This is a genomic window from Sphingomonas changnyeongensis (assembly GCF_009913435.1).
Lineage (GTDB): Bacteria > Pseudomonadota > Alphaproteobacteria > Sphingomonadales > Sphingomonadaceae > Sphingomonas_B > Sphingomonas_B changnyeongensis.
Map to the genome: position 1 here is coordinate 2,335,860 of NZ_CP047895.1, position 16,912 is coordinate 2,352,771.

Here is a 16,912-nt window from a genome sequence, read left to right on the forward strand (position 1 = left end):
CCGGCCCCGCCGCCCTGATGACGCCGGCGTCGCCCCTGGCGCAGCCGCAGCCGGACATCCGGCGCGAACGCGGACAGCGCGAGGTGTTTTGCGGGCTGACCGGGATCGTGTGGCTGCACCGCAAGATGCCGGATGCGTTCTTCCTCGTCGTCGGCTCGCGCACCTGCGCGCATCTGCTGCAATCGGCGGCGGGCGTGATGATCTTCGCCGAGCCGCGCTTTGCGACCGCGATCATCGAGGAACGCGACCTGGCCGGCATGGCTGATCTCGATGCCGAGCTGGACCGCGTGGTCACCCGGCTGCTCGACCGGCGGCCCGATGTGCGGGTGCTGTTCCTTGTCGGCTCCTGCCCGTCTGAAGTCATCAAGCTCGATCTGCCGCGCGCCGCGCGCCGGCTGGGCGCGGACCGGCCCGGGGTCAACATCCTCAGCTATTCGGGCAGCGGGATCGAAACGACCTTTACCGAGGGCGAGGATGCGTGCCTGGCCGCGCTGGTGCCAGAAGCGCCGCAGGGTGCAGCAGGTGCAGCGCCCGAGCTGCTGATCGTGGGCGCCCTGCCCGACATCGTCGAGGACCAGTTTGCCCGGCTGTTCGCCGATATGGGCATTGACCGGGTCCGCTTCTTCCCCGGCCGCGTCGCGCATGATCTGCCGGCGGTCGGCCCGGCGACCCGCTTCCTGCTTGCCCAGCCCTTCCTTGGCGATACCGCCCGGGCGCTGGCCACGCGCGGGGCCGAGCGGCTGGCCGCGCCCTTCCCGTTCGGGGCGGAAGGAACGACCGCCTGGGCCGAGGCTGCGGCCAATGCCTTTGGGGTCGATCCGATGCGCTTCCGCCAGGCGGTTGCGCCGGGCCGTGAACGCGCCAAGCGCGCGATTGCCCGCCATGCCGAGCGGCTGGCCGGCCAGACGATCTTCTTCATGCCCGATTCGCAGCTGGAAGTGCCGCTGGCGCGCTTTCTTGCCGCCGAATGCGGGATGCGGCCGGTCGAGGTCTGCACCCCCTATCTCCATGCCCGGCATCTGGCCGAGGAACTGGCGCTGCTGCCCCCGGGCACGCCGCTGACCGAAGGGCAGGATGTCGAGGCGCAGCTCGACCGGGTGCGCGCGCTGCGCCCCGACATCACCGTGTGCGGTCTCGGCCTTGCCAACCCGCTCGAGGCGGAAGGGCTGACCACCAAATGGGCGATCGAACTGGTGTTCACGCCCGTCCATGGCTTTGACCAGGCAGGTGACCTGGCCGAGCTGTTCACCCGGCCGCTCCGGCGCCGCGACGTGCTGAGGGTCTGATGCAGCTGGCGGTCTGGACATATGAAGGCCCGCCCCATGTCGGGGCGATGCGCGTCGCGACCGCGATGACCGACGTGCATTATGTGCTGCACGCGCCGCAGGGCGACACCTATGCCGATCTGCTGTTCACGATGATCGAGCGGCGCGGCCAGCGCCCGCCGGTCACCTACACGACCTTTCAGGCCCGCGATCTCGGCAAGGACACGGCCGAGCTGTTCAAGAACGCGGCGCGCGACGCGCATGACCGGTTCCGCCCCGGCGCGATGCTGGTCGGCTCCAGCTGCACGGCGGAACTGATCCAGGACGATCCCGGCGGTCTGGCCGAGGCGCTGGCCCTGCCGGTGCCGGTCGTGCCGCTCGAACTGCCAAGCTATCAGCGCAAGGAACATTGGGGGGCGGCCGAAACCTTCTACCGCCTGGTCCGCGCGCTCAGCCCGGCGCAGAGGCCGCTCCGCCCCGAAGGCGGGCCGCGCGTCAACCTGCTCGGCCCCTGCGCGCTCGGCTTTCGCCACCGCGACGATGTCGCCGAAATCGGCCGGCTGCTCACGCTGATGGGCATTGATGTTCATGTCACGGCACCGCTCGGCGCATCGGCAGCCGATATCGCGCGGCTGGGCGAGGCGGATTTCAACATCCTGCTCTATCCCGAAATCGGCGACGAGGCGGCACGCTGGCTCGAACGCGCCTACCGGATGCCGGTCGTCCGCACCGTGCCGATCGGCGTGCAGGCAACCCGCGCCTTTATCGAGGAGGTGGCGCTGCTCGCCGGTGTCGATCCGGCCCCCGCGCTGGCCGAGGGCGGGCGGATGGCGTGGTGGAGCCGCTCGGTCGATTCGACCTATCTGACCGCCAAGCGCGTGTTCATCTTCGGCGACGCCACCCATGCTGTCGCCGCCGCGCGGATCGCGACCGAGGAGCTGGGCTTCGAAGTGGTCGGCCTTGGCTGCTACAATCGCGAGTTCGCCCGCGACGTGCGCGAAGCGGCGGCAAAGCTCGGCATCGAACCGCTGATCACCGACGATCATCTGGCGGTCGAGGACGCGATCGTCAGCCTGCAGCCCGAGCTGGTGCTCGGCACGCAGATGGAGCGGCATATCGCCAAAAGGCTGCGCATCCCCTGCGCGGTCATCTCCGCCCCCGTCCATGTCCAGGACTTTCCGGCCCGGCACAGCCCGCAAATGGGCTTTGAGGGCGCCAATGTGATCTTCGACACCTGGGTGCATCCGCTGGTCATGGGGCTGGAGGAGCATCTGCTGGCGATGTTCCGCGACGATCCCGAGTTTCATGACGGCGCGGGGGCAAGCCACCTCGCCCATGGCGCGCCCGCCGCCGTGCCGGGCAGCCCGGGCCAGATAGCGGAAACCGCGCCGGACGCTCATGCCGATGTGATGATCGCCGCCCCGGCGCTCATGACGGCAACGCCCGCCGCCGCCCCTGGCTGGACCGCCGAGGCCGAGGCCGAGCTGCGCAAGATCCCGTTCTTCGTCCGCGGCAAGGCGCGGCGCAACACCGAGGCCTATGCCGCCGCTTCCGGGCTGGCGGAGATCGGCCTGTCGACCCTTTACGACGCAAAGGCGCATTATGGACGGTGACGCTGCCACCCGGTCCGCCCTGCCGGCGGTCAACATGGTGATCGTGACGCTCGACACGCATCTGGCGGGCGCTGTCGAGCGGGCCACCCCGGCGCTGAGCGAAGCCGGCATCCGCGTCGCCTTCCACGCCGCCTCGGAATGGGACCGCGATCCCGGCGCGCTCGACCGCTGCCGTGCGGACATCGCGCAGGGCGACATCATCCTGGCGACGATGCTGTTCCTGGAAGACCATATCCAGGCAGTGCTGCCCGCGCTCGAGGCGCGGCGCGACAGCTGCGACGCGATCATCGGCCTGATGTCGGGCAGCGAAATCGTGAAGCTGACCCGGATGGGCAGCTATGAGATGCGCAAGCCCGCATCGGGCATCATGGCGCTGCTCAAGAAGCTGAAGCCCGCCGGCAAGCCCGGCAGCGACAGCGGCGACAAGCAGATGAAGACGCTGCGCCGCCTGCCCCAGATCCTGAAGTTCATCCCCGGCGCCGCGCAGGATGTGCGCGCCTATTTCCTGACGCTGCAATATTGGCTGGCCGGATCGGACGACAATGTCGTGGCGATGATCCGCGCGCTGGTCGACCGCTATGCCGACGGCCCGCGCCGGGCGCTGCGCGGGCGCACGCCCGCCGCCGCCCCGGTCGAATATCCCGAAGTCGGCCTATATCACCCCGCCCTGCCCGGCCGGATCGCCGAACGGCTTGAGGATCTGCCCGCACGGGTCGCGGCCCCCACCGGCACGGTCGGGCTGCTGATGCTGCGCAGCTACATCCTGGCCCGCGATTCGCGGCATTATGACGGGGTCATCTCCGCGCTCGAGGCGCGCGGGCTGGCGGTGATCCCCGCCTTTGCAAGCGGGCTCGACGGCCGGCCGGCCATGGACCGTTTCTTCATGGACGGCGATGCGGCGCGGGTCGATGCGGTGATCAACCTGACCGGTTTTTCGCTCGTCGGCGGGCCGGCCTATAACGATGCCGGGGCGGCGGCGGCGGCCCTTGCCCGGCTCGACGTGCCCTATGTCAGCGCCCATCCGGCCGAGTTCCAGACGCTCGAGCAGTGGAAGGCGAACCCCATGGGTCTGCTGCCGCTCGAAGCGACGCTGATGGTCGCGATCCCCGAGCTTGATGGCGGCATCCTGCCCTCGACCTTTGGCGGCCGCGCAAGCGGTGGCGAAGGCGGCGGGCGCACGATGCACAGCGATCCCGAACGCGCCGCAGCGCTTGCCGACAAGGTCGCGCGGCTGGTCGCGCTGCGCCGTGCGGCACGTGCCGAGCGGCGGATCGCGATCGTGCTGTTCAACTTCCCGCCCAATGCCGGCGCGGCCGGCACCGCCGCCTATCTGGCGGTCTGGGAATCGGTGCAGCGCACGCTCGAGCGGCTGCGCGACGAGGGGTATGACGTCACCCCGCCCGAAAATGTCGCGGCGCTGCGCGCGGCGGTCATGGAAGGCAATGCCGCGATGTTCGGCGCGGATGCGAACATCCATGCCCGCATCACCCCGGACGATCATGTGCGCGCCGAACCGCATCTGGCGCAGATCGAGGCGCAATGGGGCCCGGCCCCCGGCCGCATCCAGGCCGATCCCGGCGGCATCCACATCATGGGCGAACGCTTCGGCAAGGTGTTTGTCGGGCTGCAGCCGGCGATGGGCTGGGAAGGCGATCCGATGCGCCTGATGTTCGAGGGCGGCCTTGCCCCGACCCACGCATTTTCGGCCTTTTACCGCTGGCTGCGCACCGGCTTTGGCGCGCATGCGGTGCTGCATTTCGGCACGCATGGCGCGCTTGAGTTCATGCCCGGCAAGCAAAGCGGCATGGGCCCGGAATGCTGGCCGGAACGGCTGATCGGCAGCCTGCCCAACTTCTACCTCTATGCGGCGAACAACCCGTCGGAAGGGCTGATCGCCAAGCGCCGCTCGGGCGCGACGCTGATTTCCTATCTGACGCCGCCGCTCAGCCAGGCCGGGCTGTACAAGGGGCTGAGCGAGCTGCGGTCGCTGGTCGATCGCTGGCGCGCAGGCGAGCTGGGAGCCGAGGAACAGGCCGATCTGGCGCAGATGATCCGCGATCAGGCCGAAACCATGGACCTGGACGCGACCGATATCGACCGGCTGTCGGCCAAGCTCTACGAAATCGAGGAGTCGCTGATCCCCGAGGGGCTGCACGTGCTCGGCACCACGGCTGCGGGCGAGGCGCGGGCGCGATTCCTCGACGCCTTCCCGGCCGAGGACCGCGACCGGGTCGACCAGCTGCTGGCCGGCAATGACGAGATGGGCGGCCTGATCCGCGCGCTCGATGCGCGGTTCATGCCGCCGGCACCGGGCGGCGACCTGATCCGCAATCCCGACGTGCTGCCGACCGGGCGCAACCTGCACGGCTTTGATCCGTTCCGTATCCCCAATGGCTTTGCCGTCGAACAGGGGCGCAAGGCCGTCGACCGGCTGATCGAGGGCCATGTCGATCGGGGCGGTGCCTATCCCGAAAGCATCGCGATGGTGCTGTGGGGCAGCGACAATATGAAGAGCGAGGGCGCGCAGATCGCCCAGGCGCTCGCGCTCTACGGTGCCCGCCCGCGCTTCGACGGCTATGGCCGGCTGGTGGGCGCGGAGCTGATCCCGCTCGACGAGCTTGGCCGGCCGCGGATCGATGTCGTCATTACCCTGTCGGGCATCTTCCGCGACCTGTTGCCGCTCCAGACCCGGATGCTGGCCGAGGCGGCATGGCTGGCGGCAACGGCGGACGAGCCGGACCATCTGAACTTCGTGCGCAAGCACAGCCTGGCCCAGGCCGCCGAACTCGGCATCGACATCGACGAAGCGGCGCTGCGCGTCTTTTCCAACCAGGAAGGGGCTTATGGCGCGAACGTCAACCAGCTGATCGATGGCGGCGTGTGGAGCGACCCGGACGAGCTGGCCGACACGTTCGAGAAGCGCAAGGGCTTTGCCTATGGCCGCAGCGGCGCGCCGGTGCGCAAGGCGGCACTGTTCAAGTCCGCGCTGTCGCGGGTCGACCTGACCTACCAGAATCTCGACTCGGTCGAACTGGGGGTCACCGATCTCGACCAATATGTCGACATGCTGGGCGGCATGGCCCGTTCGGTCAGCCGCGCACGCGGCGGCGAGGCGGCCCCGGTCTATATCGTCGATGCGACCACCGGCTCGGCCAAGGTCCGCACGCTCGACGAGCAGGTCGAGCTGGAGACGCGCACCCGCACGCTCAACCCGCGCTGGTACGAAGGCCAGCTGCGCCACGGCTTTGAAGGCGTGAAGAATATCGAGGCGCATGTGACGACGACGCTCGGCTGGTCGGCGACCACCGGCAAGGTCGCGCCCTGGATCTACCAGCGGATCAGCGAGACCTTCATGCTCGATCCCGAAATGCGCGCCCGGCTGGTGGCGCTCAACCCCAAAGCCTCGGCCCGTGTCGCCGAACGGCTGCTCGAGGCATCCGACCGCCAATATTGGACGCCGGACGCGGAAACGCTCGCCGCCCTGCGGGCAGCAAGCGACGACATTGAAGACAGGCTCGAAGGCCTGATCGCAGCGGAGTAGAGTGGACATGCTTCTCGACCGACAGCATCCGGGATCCGCACCCGACGGGGACGGCAGCGTCCAGGTTCACCTTGATCCGCAGGACCGGATCGGCAAGGCCAAGGTGTTCGCCGTCTATGGCAAGGGCGGGATCGGCAAATCCACGACCTCGTCCAACCTGTCGGCCGCCTTTTCAAAGCTCGGCCACCGCGTGCTCCAGATCGGCTGCGATCCCAAGCACGACAGCACCTTCACGCTGACCAAAAAGCTGATGCCGACGGTGATCGACGTGCTCGAAAGCGTCGAGTTCCACGCCGAGGAACTTCGCCCCGAAGACTATATGTTCGAGGGGTATAACGGCGTCATGTGCGTCGAGGCGGGCGGGCCGCCGGCCGGCACCGGCTGTGGCGGCTATGTCGTCGGGCAGACGGTCAAGCTCCTCAAGCAGCATCATCTGCTCGATGAGACCGACGTCGTGATTTTCGACGTGCTCGGCGACGTCGTGTGCGGCGGTTTTGCCGCACCGCTCCAGCATGCCGAACGCGCGCTCGTCGTCACCGCCAACGACTTTGACTCGATCTTCGCGATGAACCGCATCATCGCGGCCATCAACGCCAAGGCCAAGAACTACGACGTCCGCGTCGCCGGCGTCGTCGCCAACCGCTCGGCCGGCACCGACGAGATCGACCGGTTCTGCGACGCGACGGGCATGAAGCGCCTCGCCCATTTCCGCGACGTCGACGCGATCAGGCGGTCGCGCCTGAAAAAATGCACGCTGTTCGAGATGAACGACGCGCCCGACGTGATCGCCGCGCGCGAGGAATATCTGCGCCTGGCCGACATGCTGTGGCGCGGGGTCGAACCACTCGCTGCCCGGCCGATGAAAGACCGCGACATTTTCGACTTTCTGGGGTTTGAATGATGGCCACGCTTCCCGCCCCGCCCGCCAATCCGCGCTATGAAGCGCAGCGCCGGCGGCTGGAGACCTATTTCGACCGCACCGCGCGCCAGGCCTGGGAACAGCTGACCTCGGATGCGCGCGTGTCGGGCATCCGCGCCACCGTCCGCGCCGGGCGCGACCGGATGCGCGAAACCTTGCTCGACTGGCTGCCGGCCGATCTGCGCCGGCTGCGGCTGCTCGATGCCGGCTGCGGCACCGGCGCGCTGGCCGTCGCCGCCGCCTGGCGCGGCGCGCAGGTGTGCGCGATCGATGTCGCGGGCGGTCTGGTCGATGTCGCGCGCGACCGGGCACCGGCCTTTCTCGGCCATGGCGCGGTCGACTGGCATGTCGGCGACATGACCAGCCCGGATCTGGGCCGGTTCGACCATGTCGTCGCGATGGATTCGCTGATCCATTACGACATGGAGGACATGGCGGCGGTGCTTGAATCGCTGGCCGCGCGCACCTCGGGGTCGATCGTCTTCACCTTCGCGCCGCGCACGCCGCTGCTCGCGACGATGCACGCCGTCGGCCGCATCTTCCCGCGCGGCGACCGGGCGCCGTTCATCCAGCCGGTAGCCGAGCGCCGGCTGCGCGCACGGCTGGCCAACATTCCCGGCTGGCGGGTCGGCCGCACGACACGGATCGCGAGCGGCTTCTACACGTCGCAGGCCATGGAGCTGGTGCGGATCTGATGGCAACGCGCGCTCCCCTCGCCTCACGCTGGCAGAAAGTGGCGACCGCCTGGCTGCCCTTTGCCGATGCCGCCAGCGACGATCTGCCCCTGTCGCGGCTGCTGCGCCTGTCGCTGTTCCAGGTCAGCATGGGGATGACGACGGTGCTGCTGAACGGCACGCTCAACCGTGTCATCATCGTCGAACTGGGCGTGCCGGCCTGGCTGATCTCGCTGATGATCGCCCTGCCGCTGCTTTTCGCGCCGCTTCGCGCGCTGATCGGCCACCGGTCGGACCATCACCGGTCGGTGCTCGGCTGGCGGCGCGTGCCCTATATCTGGTTCGGCACGCTCATGCAGTTTGGCGGGCTCGCGCTGATGCCCTTTGCCCTGCTGCTGATGTCGCGCGCCGATGTCGCGGGGATCGGCACGGTTGCAGCGATGGTCGCCTTTCTGATGACCGGTGCCGGGCTGCACACCGCCCAGACGGCGGGCCTAGCGCTCGCGACCGACCTTGCCCCCGAACGGGACCGGCCCCGTGCGGTCGCCCTGCTCTATGTCATGCTGCTTGCGGGCATGGTCGTGTCGGCATTCGTGATCGGCGATCTGCTGCGCAGCTTCACCCCGACGCGGATGATCCAGGTCATTCAGGGGGTCGGCCTGCTGACTGCGATCTTCAACATCATCGCCCTGTGGAAGCAGGAACCGCGCCGCCGCCCGGCCCCGTCCGAGGCGGAGGCCCCGCGCCCGCCCTTTGCCGAGGTCTGGCGCGCCTTTGCCGAGGAGCCTGGCGTGATGCGGCTGCTGGTCGCGGTCGGGCTGGGTGCGGCGGGCTTTGCGATGCAGGACATTCTGCTTGAGCCCTATGGCGGCGAGATCCTGGGCATGACCGTCGGCGGCACGACCGAGCTGACCGGCCTGTGGGCGCTCGGCAATCTGATCGGCTTCACCTATGCCGCCCGCGTGCTCGACGATGGCGGCGATCCGCACCGGGTGGCGGGGCTTGGCGGCGTGGCGGGCATGTTCGCCTTTGCGCTGGTGATGTTTGCGGCCCCCGCCCATGCGCCCGGTCTGCTTTTCATCGGTGCCTGTGCGATCGGCCTGGGGGCCGGGCTGTTCCTTGTCGGCACGCTGACGGCGGCGATGGCCCTGTCGCGCAACGGCCGCTCGGGCATCGCGCTGGGTGCCTGGGGCGCGGTGCAGGCCAGTGCCGCAGGCCTTGCGATTGCAGCATCGGGCGTGGCCCGTGACGGGCTGTCGGCGCTCGCGCTCAAGGGCTGGTTCGGGGCGGCACTGGCCGACCGGGCGACCGGCTATGGTGCCGTCTATCTGATCGAAATCCTGTTGCTGATGCTGACCCTTGCCATTCTCGGCCCGCTTGTGGGCCGGAATGGTCGCGCCGAACCGGCCAAGGGCAGTTTCGGCCTGCAGCAATTCCCGACCTGAGTTTTCTTGAAAGGAGAATGGGATGTCACGCGTGATCCTGGCCGGCCAGTTGGACGTGGCGGAGCTTTGCTTCTACGCTTTCGTCCTGTTTTTCATTGGCCTCGTGTTCTACCTGCGCCGCGAAGACCGGCGCGAAGGCTATCCGCTTGAAGACACGGTCACCGGCCGCGTCGACAGCTCATGGGGGCCGCTCAGCGCCTCCATGTACAAGGAGTTCAAGCTCCCCTTCGGCCGCGGCGTCGCGACCATGCCGACCAAGGGCCGCGAGCCGGTCGACATCGCCGCCCGGCGCATCGACCGCTTCCCCGGCGCGCCCTATGAGCCGACCGGCAACCCGCTGGTCGACGGCATCGGCCCGGCCGCCTATGCGCAGCGCGCGGCATGGCCCGATCAGGACCGCCATGGCAATCCGCGCATCGTGCCGATGGCAAGCGACGATCATGTCAGCATCGCGAGCGGTGATCCCGATCCGCGCGGCTGGACCGTGGTCGGCGCGGATGGCAAGCCGGCGGGCACGGTCACCGATCTGTGGGTCGACCGCGCCGAACATGTCGTGCGCTATTATGCGGTCCGCACCACCGGCGGGCGCGAGATCCTGGCCCCGATCGGCTTTGCTAACATCCATCGCAGCAAGCGGGTGATCGAGGTGGAATCGATCTCGGCCGCGCAGTTCGAGCAGGTGCCCGTCGTCGAGACGCCGGGTCAGGTGACCCGGCTCGAGGAAGACAAGATCATGGGCTATTTCGGCGGCGGCTATCTCTATGGCCTGCCCGGACGCACGGAGCCGTTCCTGTGACCGAGTATGATGACGAACCGATCCGCGGGCTGCCCGGCCATCTGCCCGCCGGCGAGGAAATCCTGTGGCAGGGCGGGCCGGACTGGCGGGTCTTTGCCCGCCACGCCTTCCACACACGCTGGATAGCCGCCTATTTCGTGGCGCTCACCGCCTATGGCCTGGCGAGCGGCAGCCTGATCGGCGCGGCGCTGACCGTGGCGGCGGGGGCCGGCTGTCTCGGGCTGCTCTATCTGCTCGCCTGGGCGATTGCGGCGACCACCGTCTACACGCTCACCAACCGGCGGATCGTGCTGCGCATCGGCGTGGCGCTCAACGCCTGTTTCAACCTGCCGCTGAAGCTGATCAGCGGGGCCGAATATCGTCCGCTCGGCCCCGATCATGGGGACCTTGCGCTCAATATCGAGGATGGGCGGATCGGCTATCTGCTGCTCTGGCCCCATGCCAGGCCGTGGCGGCTGCGCCAGCCCCAGCCGATGCTGCGCGCGATTGCCGATGGCAAGACCGTGGCCGAACGGCTGGTCAGGGCGCGGGCGGCGATCGGCCCGATCGCGCGCGGCGAAGCGATCGGCGAGGGCAGCCAGGATCAGCGCCGGCCCGGCACCCCGGCAATGGGAGCGGTCGCATGAGCGGGAACGACCGGAATGGCCGGGGCCACCATCACCATCACGAAAACATGGTGCCGCCCGCGGCGATCGCGCTTGCCGGGGCGCTGATCGCCGCGTCCTTCGCGCTCGTCGTGTCGGTCAGGTCGAACCTGCTGCCGGCCGCCCCGACGGCGGCTGATCTGCGGGCCGCCAAGCATGTCGGGCTGGTGCGCGAACGGCTGCTGCGCTTTTCGGATACCGCCGCCGGCGAGGTGCTGGTCACCGATGCCGGCAATGGTCGCGAGGTCGCGCGCATCGGCCAGGAAGGCAGCGGCTTCATCCGCGGCGTGATGCGCGGTCTGGCGCGCGAGCGGCGCATGCACGGCCTGGATGCCAGCCGCCCGTTCCGCCTGTCGCTGTGGGACGACACCCAGCTGACTTTGGTCGATCTGGCGACCGGCCGGACGATCGAACTCAACGGCTTTGGCCACACCAACCGTGCGGCCTTTCTGCGGCTGATCGTGCCGGAGACCCAGGCCGTCCCCGGAGGGCCCCGCTGATGCTGTGGCGGCGCAACCGGTTCGATACACCCTGCACGATCGCGATCGAGCAGAGCGAGGAGCATTTCCACGCCCATGTCGAGCTGGACGGCGATGTGCCGATCGGCCCGGGGGACAGGGTTCGGGTGCATGGCGCACCGATCCGGGTGCCGTTCGGCGCGCGGATCGAGATCCGCCGGATGGCGACCGTTGAAATCGCCGGCCCGCTGCGCCGGGCCTGGACCAAGATCAGGGCCAATTTCGAGCTGACCGAGCTTTACGAGGTCAGCTTCACTCCAGGGAGAATGCGATGAACGCGCCTGCCCGTCTCGGCACCAGCCAGGAAAGCCTCGAGCTCGCCCGCACCGACACGATGCTGTCGCCGCGCTTCTACACCACCGATTATGCCGCACTCGACCGCATCGACGTGTCGCGGGTGCGCGGCGAGTGGGACGCGCTGATGGCGGAGATGGAGTCGGATCCCAACCGCTATCATTTCCGCCGTGCCGAGGAGTTTGACGGCATTCTCGACACGCTCGAACCAGAGCTGCGCAAGGAGTTCATCGACTTCCTGGTCAGCTCGCTGACCTCGGAGTTTTCCGGATGCATCCTTTACGCGGAAATCGCCAAAAGGGTGCAGAACCCTGATGTGAAGAAGCTGTTCAAAATGCTGTCGCGCGACGAAAGCCGCCATGCCGGTTTCATCAACGATACGCTGAAGGATGCCGGGCTGGGCGTGGATCTGAGCTTTCTGACCAAGACCAAGAAATACACCTATTTCCGGCCGAAGTTCATTTTCTACGCCGTCTATCTTTCGGAAAAGATCGGATATGCGCGCTACATCACCATTTTTCGCCAGCTGGCGCGCAAGCCGGAAAACCGGTTCCACCCGATTTTCAACTGGTTCGAGCAATGGTGCAATGACGAGTTCCGCCATGGCGAGGCCTTTGCCCTGCTGATGCGCGCCGATCCGAAACTGCTGACCGGATTGAACCGGCTGTGGATCCGCTTCTTCACCCTGTCGGTGTTCGCGACCATGTATGTGCGCGACCATAACAGGCCGGCCTTCCACAAGGCGCTGGGCGTCGATCCGAGCGATTATGATTTCGAGGTGTTCGGCATCACCACGGCGATCAGCCGCCAGGTGTTTCCGGTCACGCTGCCGGTCGACGATCCGCGGTTCCGGGCGCGGATGGAGGATCTGCGCCGTGCCGCCAATGCGATCGAGGCGGCCCGGGCGCGCGGCGGGGTCTCCGGTGCCATCGGGCGCGTGGCGGGCATGGCGCGGGCGGCGCGGGCCCTGATCGGCATGTATCTGATGCGGCCGGAAAAGAACGAACTGCCGGCCACCGTCCGCATGGCCCCGGCATGGTAACCTTCGCCGACCATATCGGGCCGGCCCTGGGCATGATCGTCGCCTGGTTCCTGAGCACCGGGCTGATCGCCTGGGCCGCGAACCGGGCGCCGCGCACCTTCGGGACCAGCCTGATTGTCGGCGGACTGGCCGGGCTGATCGGCCTTGGCGCAGTCATCTATGCGGGCGCGGGCAGCAGCCCGGCGGCCGCCTATCTGTCCTTTGCGGGGGCCCTCGCCATATGGGGCTGGCACGAACTTGCCTTCCTGACGGGTGCCTGTGCCGGCCCGCGCCGAGGGCCGGCATCGGGAGCGGACGGGCGCTGGGCACGCTTTGCCGAGGGATCGGCGGCGATCCTGCACCATGAAATCGCGCTGGCGCTGACGGCGCTGCTGCTGGTCGGCATCTGCTGGCAGCAGCCCAACCGCACCGGGGCCGAAGCCTTTGCGCTGCTGTTTCTTCTGCGGCTGAGCACCAAGATCAATCTGCATGTCGGGGTACCGAACTTCTCCGACGATCTGCTGCCGCCGCAAATGGCGTATCTGAAGACCTATTTCCGCCGTCGCCCCTTTGGCGCGGTGCTGGCCGTCTCGATCCTGGGCACGGTGGCACTGGCCGGATGGCTGGGTTGGCGCGCGGCCGGGCTTGAACCCGGCAGCGGCGCGGCGACGGGCGCAAGCCTGGTGTTCGCGCTGGCGGCGCTGGGTGCGCTTGAACACATGTTTCTGGGCCTGCCGCTTCGCGACGGCGCCCTGTGGCGCTGGGCGATACCTGCCCAGTCGCCTGATCGGATAAGGGGAGGCGGTTATGGATTATGAAGCGTTCTTCACTGGCGAACTCGACTCGCTTCGGCAGGAAGGGCGCTACCGCATCTTCGCCGAGCTGGAGCGGCGGCGCGGGGCCTTTCCGCGCGCGACGCACCATATCGAAGGCGACCTGCGCGATGTGACCGTCTGGTGCTCCAATGACTATCTGGGCATGGGCCAGCATCCCAAGGTGCTGGGGGCGATGCATGAAACGCTCGACCGCTGCGGCGCGGGCGCGGGCGGCACGCGCAACATCTCCGGCACCACCCACCAGCATGCGCAGCTGGAAGCCGAACTCGCCGATCTGCACGGCAAGGAAGCGGCACTGCTGTTCACCTCCGGCTATGTGTCCAACTGGGCGGCGCTCAGCACGCTGGCGGCGCGGCTGCCCGACTGTGTCGTGCTGTCGGATGCCGGCAATCACGCCTCGATGATCGAAGGGATCCGCCACAGCCGCGCCGAATGCCAGGTGTTCGCGCACAATGACTGGCGCGATCTCGACCGGCGACTGACGGCGATCGGCCCGGACCGGGCCAAGCTGGTCGCGTTCGAAAGCGTCTATTCGATGGACGGCGACATCGCGCCCATCGCCGAGATCCTCGACGTGTGCGAGGCGCATGGCGCGATGTCGTATATCGACGAAGTCCATGCGGTCGGGCTCTATGGCCCGCGCGGCGGCGGCGTTGCCGAGCGCGAAGGGCTGATGGACCGGATCACGGTGATCGAAGGGACGCTGGGCAAGGCCTATGGCGTCATGGGCGGTTATATCGCCGGGTCGAACGCGGTGTGCGATTTCGTCCGCAGCTTTGCCTCGGGCTTCATCTTCACCACCGCCCTGCCTCCCGCGCTGGCGGCGGGCGCGACCGCCAGCATCCGCCATCTGAAGGACAGCAATGCCGAGCGCGAGGCGCACCGCGACCGGGTGGCAACCGTCCGCGCGCGGCTGAAGGCGGCGGGCATCCCGATGCTCGACAATCCGAGCCATATCATCCCGGTGATGGTCGGCGATCCGCGCCACTGCAAACAGATCAGCGACTGGCTGCTCGAACACCACGCCATCTATGTCCAGCCGATCAACTACCCGACCGTGCCGCGCGGCACAGAGCGGCTGCGCATCACGCCGTCGCCGGTCCATAGCGACGGCGACATCGACCGGCTGGTCGAGGCACTGAGCGAATGCTGGTCGCGCTGCGCGCTCAGCCGGGTGCCGGCCGCCGCCTGACCGGGGCCGGGAAGCCCCACCTTCCCGCGCTTCGCAAGATTAGAGCGGCCGATCCGATAGCATCGGGTCGGCCGCTCTATCCATTTGGGCTGCGATGTTTTTTTTGGAATCGCGGGGTGCCCCGACCGGGCCTGGAAACCGCTCTAATTTGTTGGTTTGCCGCGTTTTCCGAACCGTCAGGTGAGTCCACCTGACGGGAAACCGCTCTAGCGCCGCCGGGTCCGCGTGGGCGCGTGGAAATCGGGCGGCTTGTCGGCGATCCAGCGCAGGAAGCGGGCGATTTCCGGATCGCCGGCGATTGGCGTGCGGTCTGCCCCGATGCGGGCGAGCTGCACATTCGAAAAACGGGCGTGGATCGTGTGGTGGCAGATCGGGTGCAGCGCGACCACCTCGCGCCCGCCCCGGCTGCGCGGGATCGGATGATGCCATTCGCGGCGCGCGCCGATCGGCCGCCCGCATAGCCAGCATGCACTCATCGGCCCTGCCTGCCGCAGGCCTGCGCCTGTGAAAAGGGCCTCGCTCCAAGGGGGGAAGAGCGAGGCCCGATCCGGGTATGCCGGCGAACGGGAGGGGAAAACCCGTCCGACACCCTTTTATCATAGAGGATTGTCGTGCCGCTGTGTCGGCTGCGGCCCGATTTTGTCGCCGATTGTCGCAGTTGGTGGACGGAACCCGTGTGTGGCAGAGCCATGCCCCCGCGCATGACCAGCTGCCAGCTCGAGCCCGCGCTTGCGTTGTTCGCGCCGATCGCAGGCGTGGCGTTTGCGGCGATCGCCCTTGCCCGCGGCCTCGGACGGCCGGGCATCGGCATCCCATCGACACGCTGCCAAGCCGGGATGACGAGCCGCGCTGGCCGGAACCACGCCATGCGGCCATCAACTCCAGCCACGGATCGATCCGCAGCGCCGATCCACCCGCGTGACCGGGCCTCTGACGAGATGGCGGAAGCAGGCGGGCCAAGAGGCACGCGGGGCCGAGACGCTGCGCGCCGGATCAACTGTCGCCAGATAAAAAAGGTCACCCCGGACAGGGTCCGGAGTGACCAAGGCCTACGCCTGGCTGCGGGCGTTACTGAGCGGCAGGCGCTTCGGTTGCGGTCTCAGCCGGCGCCGGCGCCGCCGCTTCCGGGCGGGCGGTGGTCCGGCGGCTGCGATCCGCAGATAGGGATAATCGGCAATCATGCTCTGCCCGCCGAGCGGCTTGGGCAGGCCCTGATGGCAGGTCAGGCAGTTGACCTTGTAAGGATCGCCCAGCGGGCCCTTGCGGTTGGCCGGGAACACCGCCTGAAGCGGCGAAATATAGCCATGGTTGATGTCGCGGACCATGCGGATGCCGTACCAGGCGGTCGCGCGCTGCGCCCGGCTGAGCGGCCAGGACCGGAAGGACTGGCTGTTGTGACAATAGGTGCAGTTGACGCCGAGCGCCGAGGACAGGTGCATCATGATGCCATAGGTGTCTTCGGCATTGCGGGTCCCGACCCCGGGGTTCCAGCCCGGATAAGCGCTGGATGAGGCCACGCGCGCATCCTTTGGATTGGACGAGAGATACTCCTCGAACGACCGGTTGGGCAGCGAGGCATAGGCAACATCGACATCGGCGCTGTTCTGGCCGCGCTTGTTGCCGCGGATGGTCGAGGGATCGTCAACCGGCTTGCGCGCCCACACATTGGCCGGCACCGGCTGGCCGCGGTGGCAGGTATAGCAGGTGACGCCGGTCTGCTTGACGTGCGGCGACCAGGCGGCGTTGATCTTCAGGTTCATCTGCAGCATCCGCCGGGCGACGACCTTGGTGTAGATCTCGTCCGACGCCATGTTTTCCGGATTGTGGCAGTAGTTGCAGCCCTGTTCCGGCGACACCCACTGGGTGATCGATGCCATCAGATGGTTGAAGCGTTCCGCCGAGAGGCCGCCGAGCACCTGAACATTCTCATAGACTTCGGATGCCTTGGGCCCTTCGTCCGCAGGGAGCGGATAGGGCGGCGGGGGAATGGTCCCCGCCGGTTTGATATTGTCGGTGTCGATGACCTGGGCGAGGCCCGCGCCACGATAGCCGGTCTGTTCGATCTTCTTCGGGCCCAGTTCACATCCGGCAAGAGCCATCAGCGCTGGGATGCCGGCGACAAGGACGAGGTGACGGTTCATAGCGCGGTCCTCG

At 68.0% G+C, this 16,912-nt stretch carries 15 protein-coding genes; 13 read left to right on the forward strand and 2 right to left on the reverse strand.

What is annotated here, in order from left to right:
• Window positions 1-17: 17 nt before the first annotated feature.
• The 13 genes from GVO57_RS11525 to hemA are packed head-to-tail and all read left to right on the forward strand — an operon-like array spanning window position 18 to window position 14,758.
• Complete coding sequence (locus tag GVO57_RS11525) at window positions 18-1,286, forward strand: ferredoxin:protochlorophyllide reductase (ATP-dependent) subunit N (protein WP_160593258.1); 1,269 nt, start codon at window positions 18-20, stop codon at window positions 1,284-1,286.
• Complete coding sequence (gene bchB, locus GVO57_RS11530) at window positions 1,286-2,878, forward strand: ferredoxin:protochlorophyllide reductase (ATP-dependent) subunit B (RefSeq protein ID WP_160593259.1); 1,593 nt, start codon at window positions 1,286-1,288, stop codon at window positions 2,876-2,878. Before GVO57_RS11525 ends, bchB begins: the two co-directional genes overlap by 1 nt.
• Complete coding sequence (locus tag GVO57_RS11535) at window positions 2,868-6,419, forward strand: cobaltochelatase subunit CobN (RefSeq protein ID WP_160593260.1); 3,552 nt, start codon at window positions 2,868-2,870, stop codon at window positions 6,417-6,419. The genes bchB and GVO57_RS11535 overlap by 11 nt, the downstream gene beginning before the upstream one ends.
• Before the next feature lie 7 nt (window positions 6,420-6,426).
• Window positions 6,427-7,320 carry a ferredoxin:protochlorophyllide reductase (ATP-dependent) iron-sulfur ATP-binding protein gene (bchL, locus tag GVO57_RS11540; protein WP_160593981.1) on the forward strand — a complete coding sequence of 298 codons (894 nt, stop codon included), beginning with the start codon at window positions 6,427-6,429 and terminating at the stop codon, window positions 7,318-7,320.
• Window positions 7,317-8,033 carry a magnesium protoporphyrin IX methyltransferase gene (gene bchM / locus GVO57_RS11545; RefSeq protein WP_407695689.1) on the forward strand — a complete coding sequence of 239 codons (717 nt, stop codon included), beginning with the start codon at window positions 7,317-7,319 and terminating at the stop codon, window positions 8,031-8,033. The genes bchL and bchM overlap by 4 nt, the downstream gene beginning before the upstream one ends.
• Window positions 8,033-9,457: a BCD family MFS transporter gene (locus GVO57_RS11550; RefSeq protein ID WP_160593261.1), complete on the forward strand. Its 1,425-nt coding sequence runs from the start codon at window positions 8,033-8,035 to the stop codon at window positions 9,455-9,457. Before bchM ends, GVO57_RS11550 begins: the two co-directional genes overlap by 1 nt.
• Window positions 9,458-9,479: 22 nt before the next feature.
• Window positions 9,480-10,253 carry a photosynthetic reaction center subunit H gene (puhA, locus tag GVO57_RS11555; RefSeq protein ID WP_160593262.1) on the forward strand — a complete coding sequence of 258 codons (774 nt, stop codon included), beginning with the start codon at window positions 9,480-9,482 and terminating at the stop codon, window positions 10,251-10,253.
• Window positions 10,250-10,879 (forward strand): photosynthetic complex putative assembly protein PuhB, encoded by a 630-nt coding sequence (puhB, locus tag GVO57_RS11560; RefSeq protein WP_160593263.1) that lies wholly within the window; start codon window positions 10,250-10,252, stop codon window positions 10,877-10,879. Before puhA ends, puhB begins: the two co-directional genes overlap by 4 nt.
• Window positions 10,876-11,397: a photosynthetic complex assembly protein PuhC gene (puhC, locus tag GVO57_RS11565; RefSeq protein WP_233281357.1), complete on the forward strand. Its 522-nt coding sequence runs from the start codon at window positions 10,876-10,878 to the stop codon at window positions 11,395-11,397. The genes puhB and puhC overlap by 4 nt, the downstream gene beginning before the upstream one ends.
• Window positions 11,397-11,690, forward strand: coding sequence for a hypothetical protein (locus tag GVO57_RS11570; protein ID WP_160593264.1), 294 nt, complete (start codon window positions 11,397-11,399; stop codon window positions 11,688-11,690). Before puhC ends, GVO57_RS11570 begins: the two co-directional genes overlap by 1 nt.
• The gene (gene acsF, locus GVO57_RS11575; RefSeq protein ID WP_160593265.1) at window positions 11,687-12,751 is read left to right on the forward strand and encodes a magnesium-protoporphyrin IX monomethyl ester (oxidative) cyclase; all 1,065 of its coding nucleotides are present in this window, start codon (window positions 11,687-11,689) and stop codon (window positions 12,749-12,751) included. Before GVO57_RS11570 ends, acsF begins: the two co-directional genes overlap by 4 nt.
• Window positions 12,745-13,548 carry a putative photosynthetic complex assembly protein PuhE gene (gene puhE / locus GVO57_RS11580; RefSeq protein ID WP_160593266.1) on the forward strand — a complete coding sequence of 268 codons (804 nt, stop codon included), beginning with the start codon at window positions 12,745-12,747 and terminating at the stop codon, window positions 13,546-13,548. Before acsF ends, puhE begins: the two co-directional genes overlap by 7 nt.
• On the forward strand, window positions 13,538-14,758 hold the full coding sequence (gene hemA / locus GVO57_RS11585; protein WP_160593267.1) for a 5-aminolevulinate synthase: 1,221 nt from the start codon (window positions 13,538-13,540) through the stop codon (window positions 14,756-14,758). Before puhE ends, hemA begins: the two co-directional genes overlap by 11 nt.
• A gap of 206 nt (window positions 14,759-14,964) precedes the next feature.
• Here hemA and GVO57_RS11590 read toward each other — a convergent pair whose 3' ends face one another.
• Window positions 14,965-15,234, reverse strand: coding sequence for an HNH endonuclease family protein (locus tag GVO57_RS11590; RefSeq protein ID WP_160593268.1), 270 nt, complete (start codon window positions 15,232-15,234; stop codon window positions 14,965-14,967).
• Between the two features lie 573 nt (window positions 15,235-15,807).
• Complete coding sequence (gene pufC, locus GVO57_RS11595) at window positions 15,808-16,899, reverse strand: photosynthetic reaction center cytochrome PufC (RefSeq protein ID WP_160593269.1); 1,092 nt, start codon at window positions 16,897-16,899, stop codon at window positions 15,808-15,810.
• Between the last annotated feature and the right edge of the window lie 13 nt (window positions 16,900-16,912).

Excerpts from the sequence above, each read along its gene's own strand:
- bchM (WP_407695689.1), top strand. The coding sequence starts at position 7,317 with ATGATGGCCACGCTTCCCGCCCCGCCCGCCAATCCGCGCTATGAAGCG.
- puhC (WP_233281357.1), top strand. The coding sequence starts at position 10,876 with ATGAGCGGGAACGACCGGAATGGCCGGGGCCACCATCACCATCACGAA.
- hemA (WP_160593267.1), top strand. The coding sequence starts at position 13,538 with ATGGATTATGAAGCGTTCTTCACTGGCGAACTCGACTCGCTTCGGCAG.
- bchB (WP_160593259.1), top strand. The coding sequence starts at position 1,286 with ATGCAGCTGGCGGTCTGGACATATGAAGGCCCGCCCCATGTCGGGGCG.
- GVO57_RS11535 (WP_160593260.1), top strand. The coding sequence starts at position 2,868 with ATGGACGGTGACGCTGCCACCCGGTCCGCCCTGCCGGCGGTCAACATG.
- GVO57_RS11525 (WP_160593258.1), top strand. The coding sequence starts at position 18 with ATGACGCCGGCGTCGCCCCTGGCGCAGCCGCAGCCGGACATCCGGCGC.
- puhE (WP_160593266.1), top strand. The coding sequence starts at position 12,745 with ATGGTAACCTTCGCCGACCATATCGGGCCGGCCCTGGGCATGATCGTC.
- acsF (WP_160593265.1), top strand. The coding sequence starts at position 11,687 with ATGAACGCGCCTGCCCGTCTCGGCACCAGCCAGGAAAGCCTCGAGCTC.
- pufC (WP_160593269.1), bottom strand. The coding sequence starts at position 16,899 with ATGAACCGTCACCTCGTCCTTGTCGCCGGCATCCCAGCGCTGATGGCT.
- GVO57_RS11590 (WP_160593268.1), bottom strand. The coding sequence starts at position 15,234 with ATGAGTGCATGCTGGCTATGCGGGCGGCCGATCGGCGCGCGCCGCGAA.
- GVO57_RS11550 (WP_160593261.1), top strand. The coding sequence starts at position 8,033 with ATGGCAACGCGCGCTCCCCTCGCCTCACGCTGGCAGAAAGTGGCGACC.
- GVO57_RS11570 (WP_160593264.1), top strand. The coding sequence starts at position 11,397 with ATGCTGTGGCGGCGCAACCGGTTCGATACACCCTGCACGATCGCGATC.
- bchL (WP_160593981.1), top strand. The coding sequence starts at position 6,427 with ATGCTTCTCGACCGACAGCATCCGGGATCCGCACCCGACGGGGACGGC.
- puhA (WP_160593262.1), top strand. The coding sequence starts at position 9,480 with ATGTCACGCGTGATCCTGGCCGGCCAGTTGGACGTGGCGGAGCTTTGC.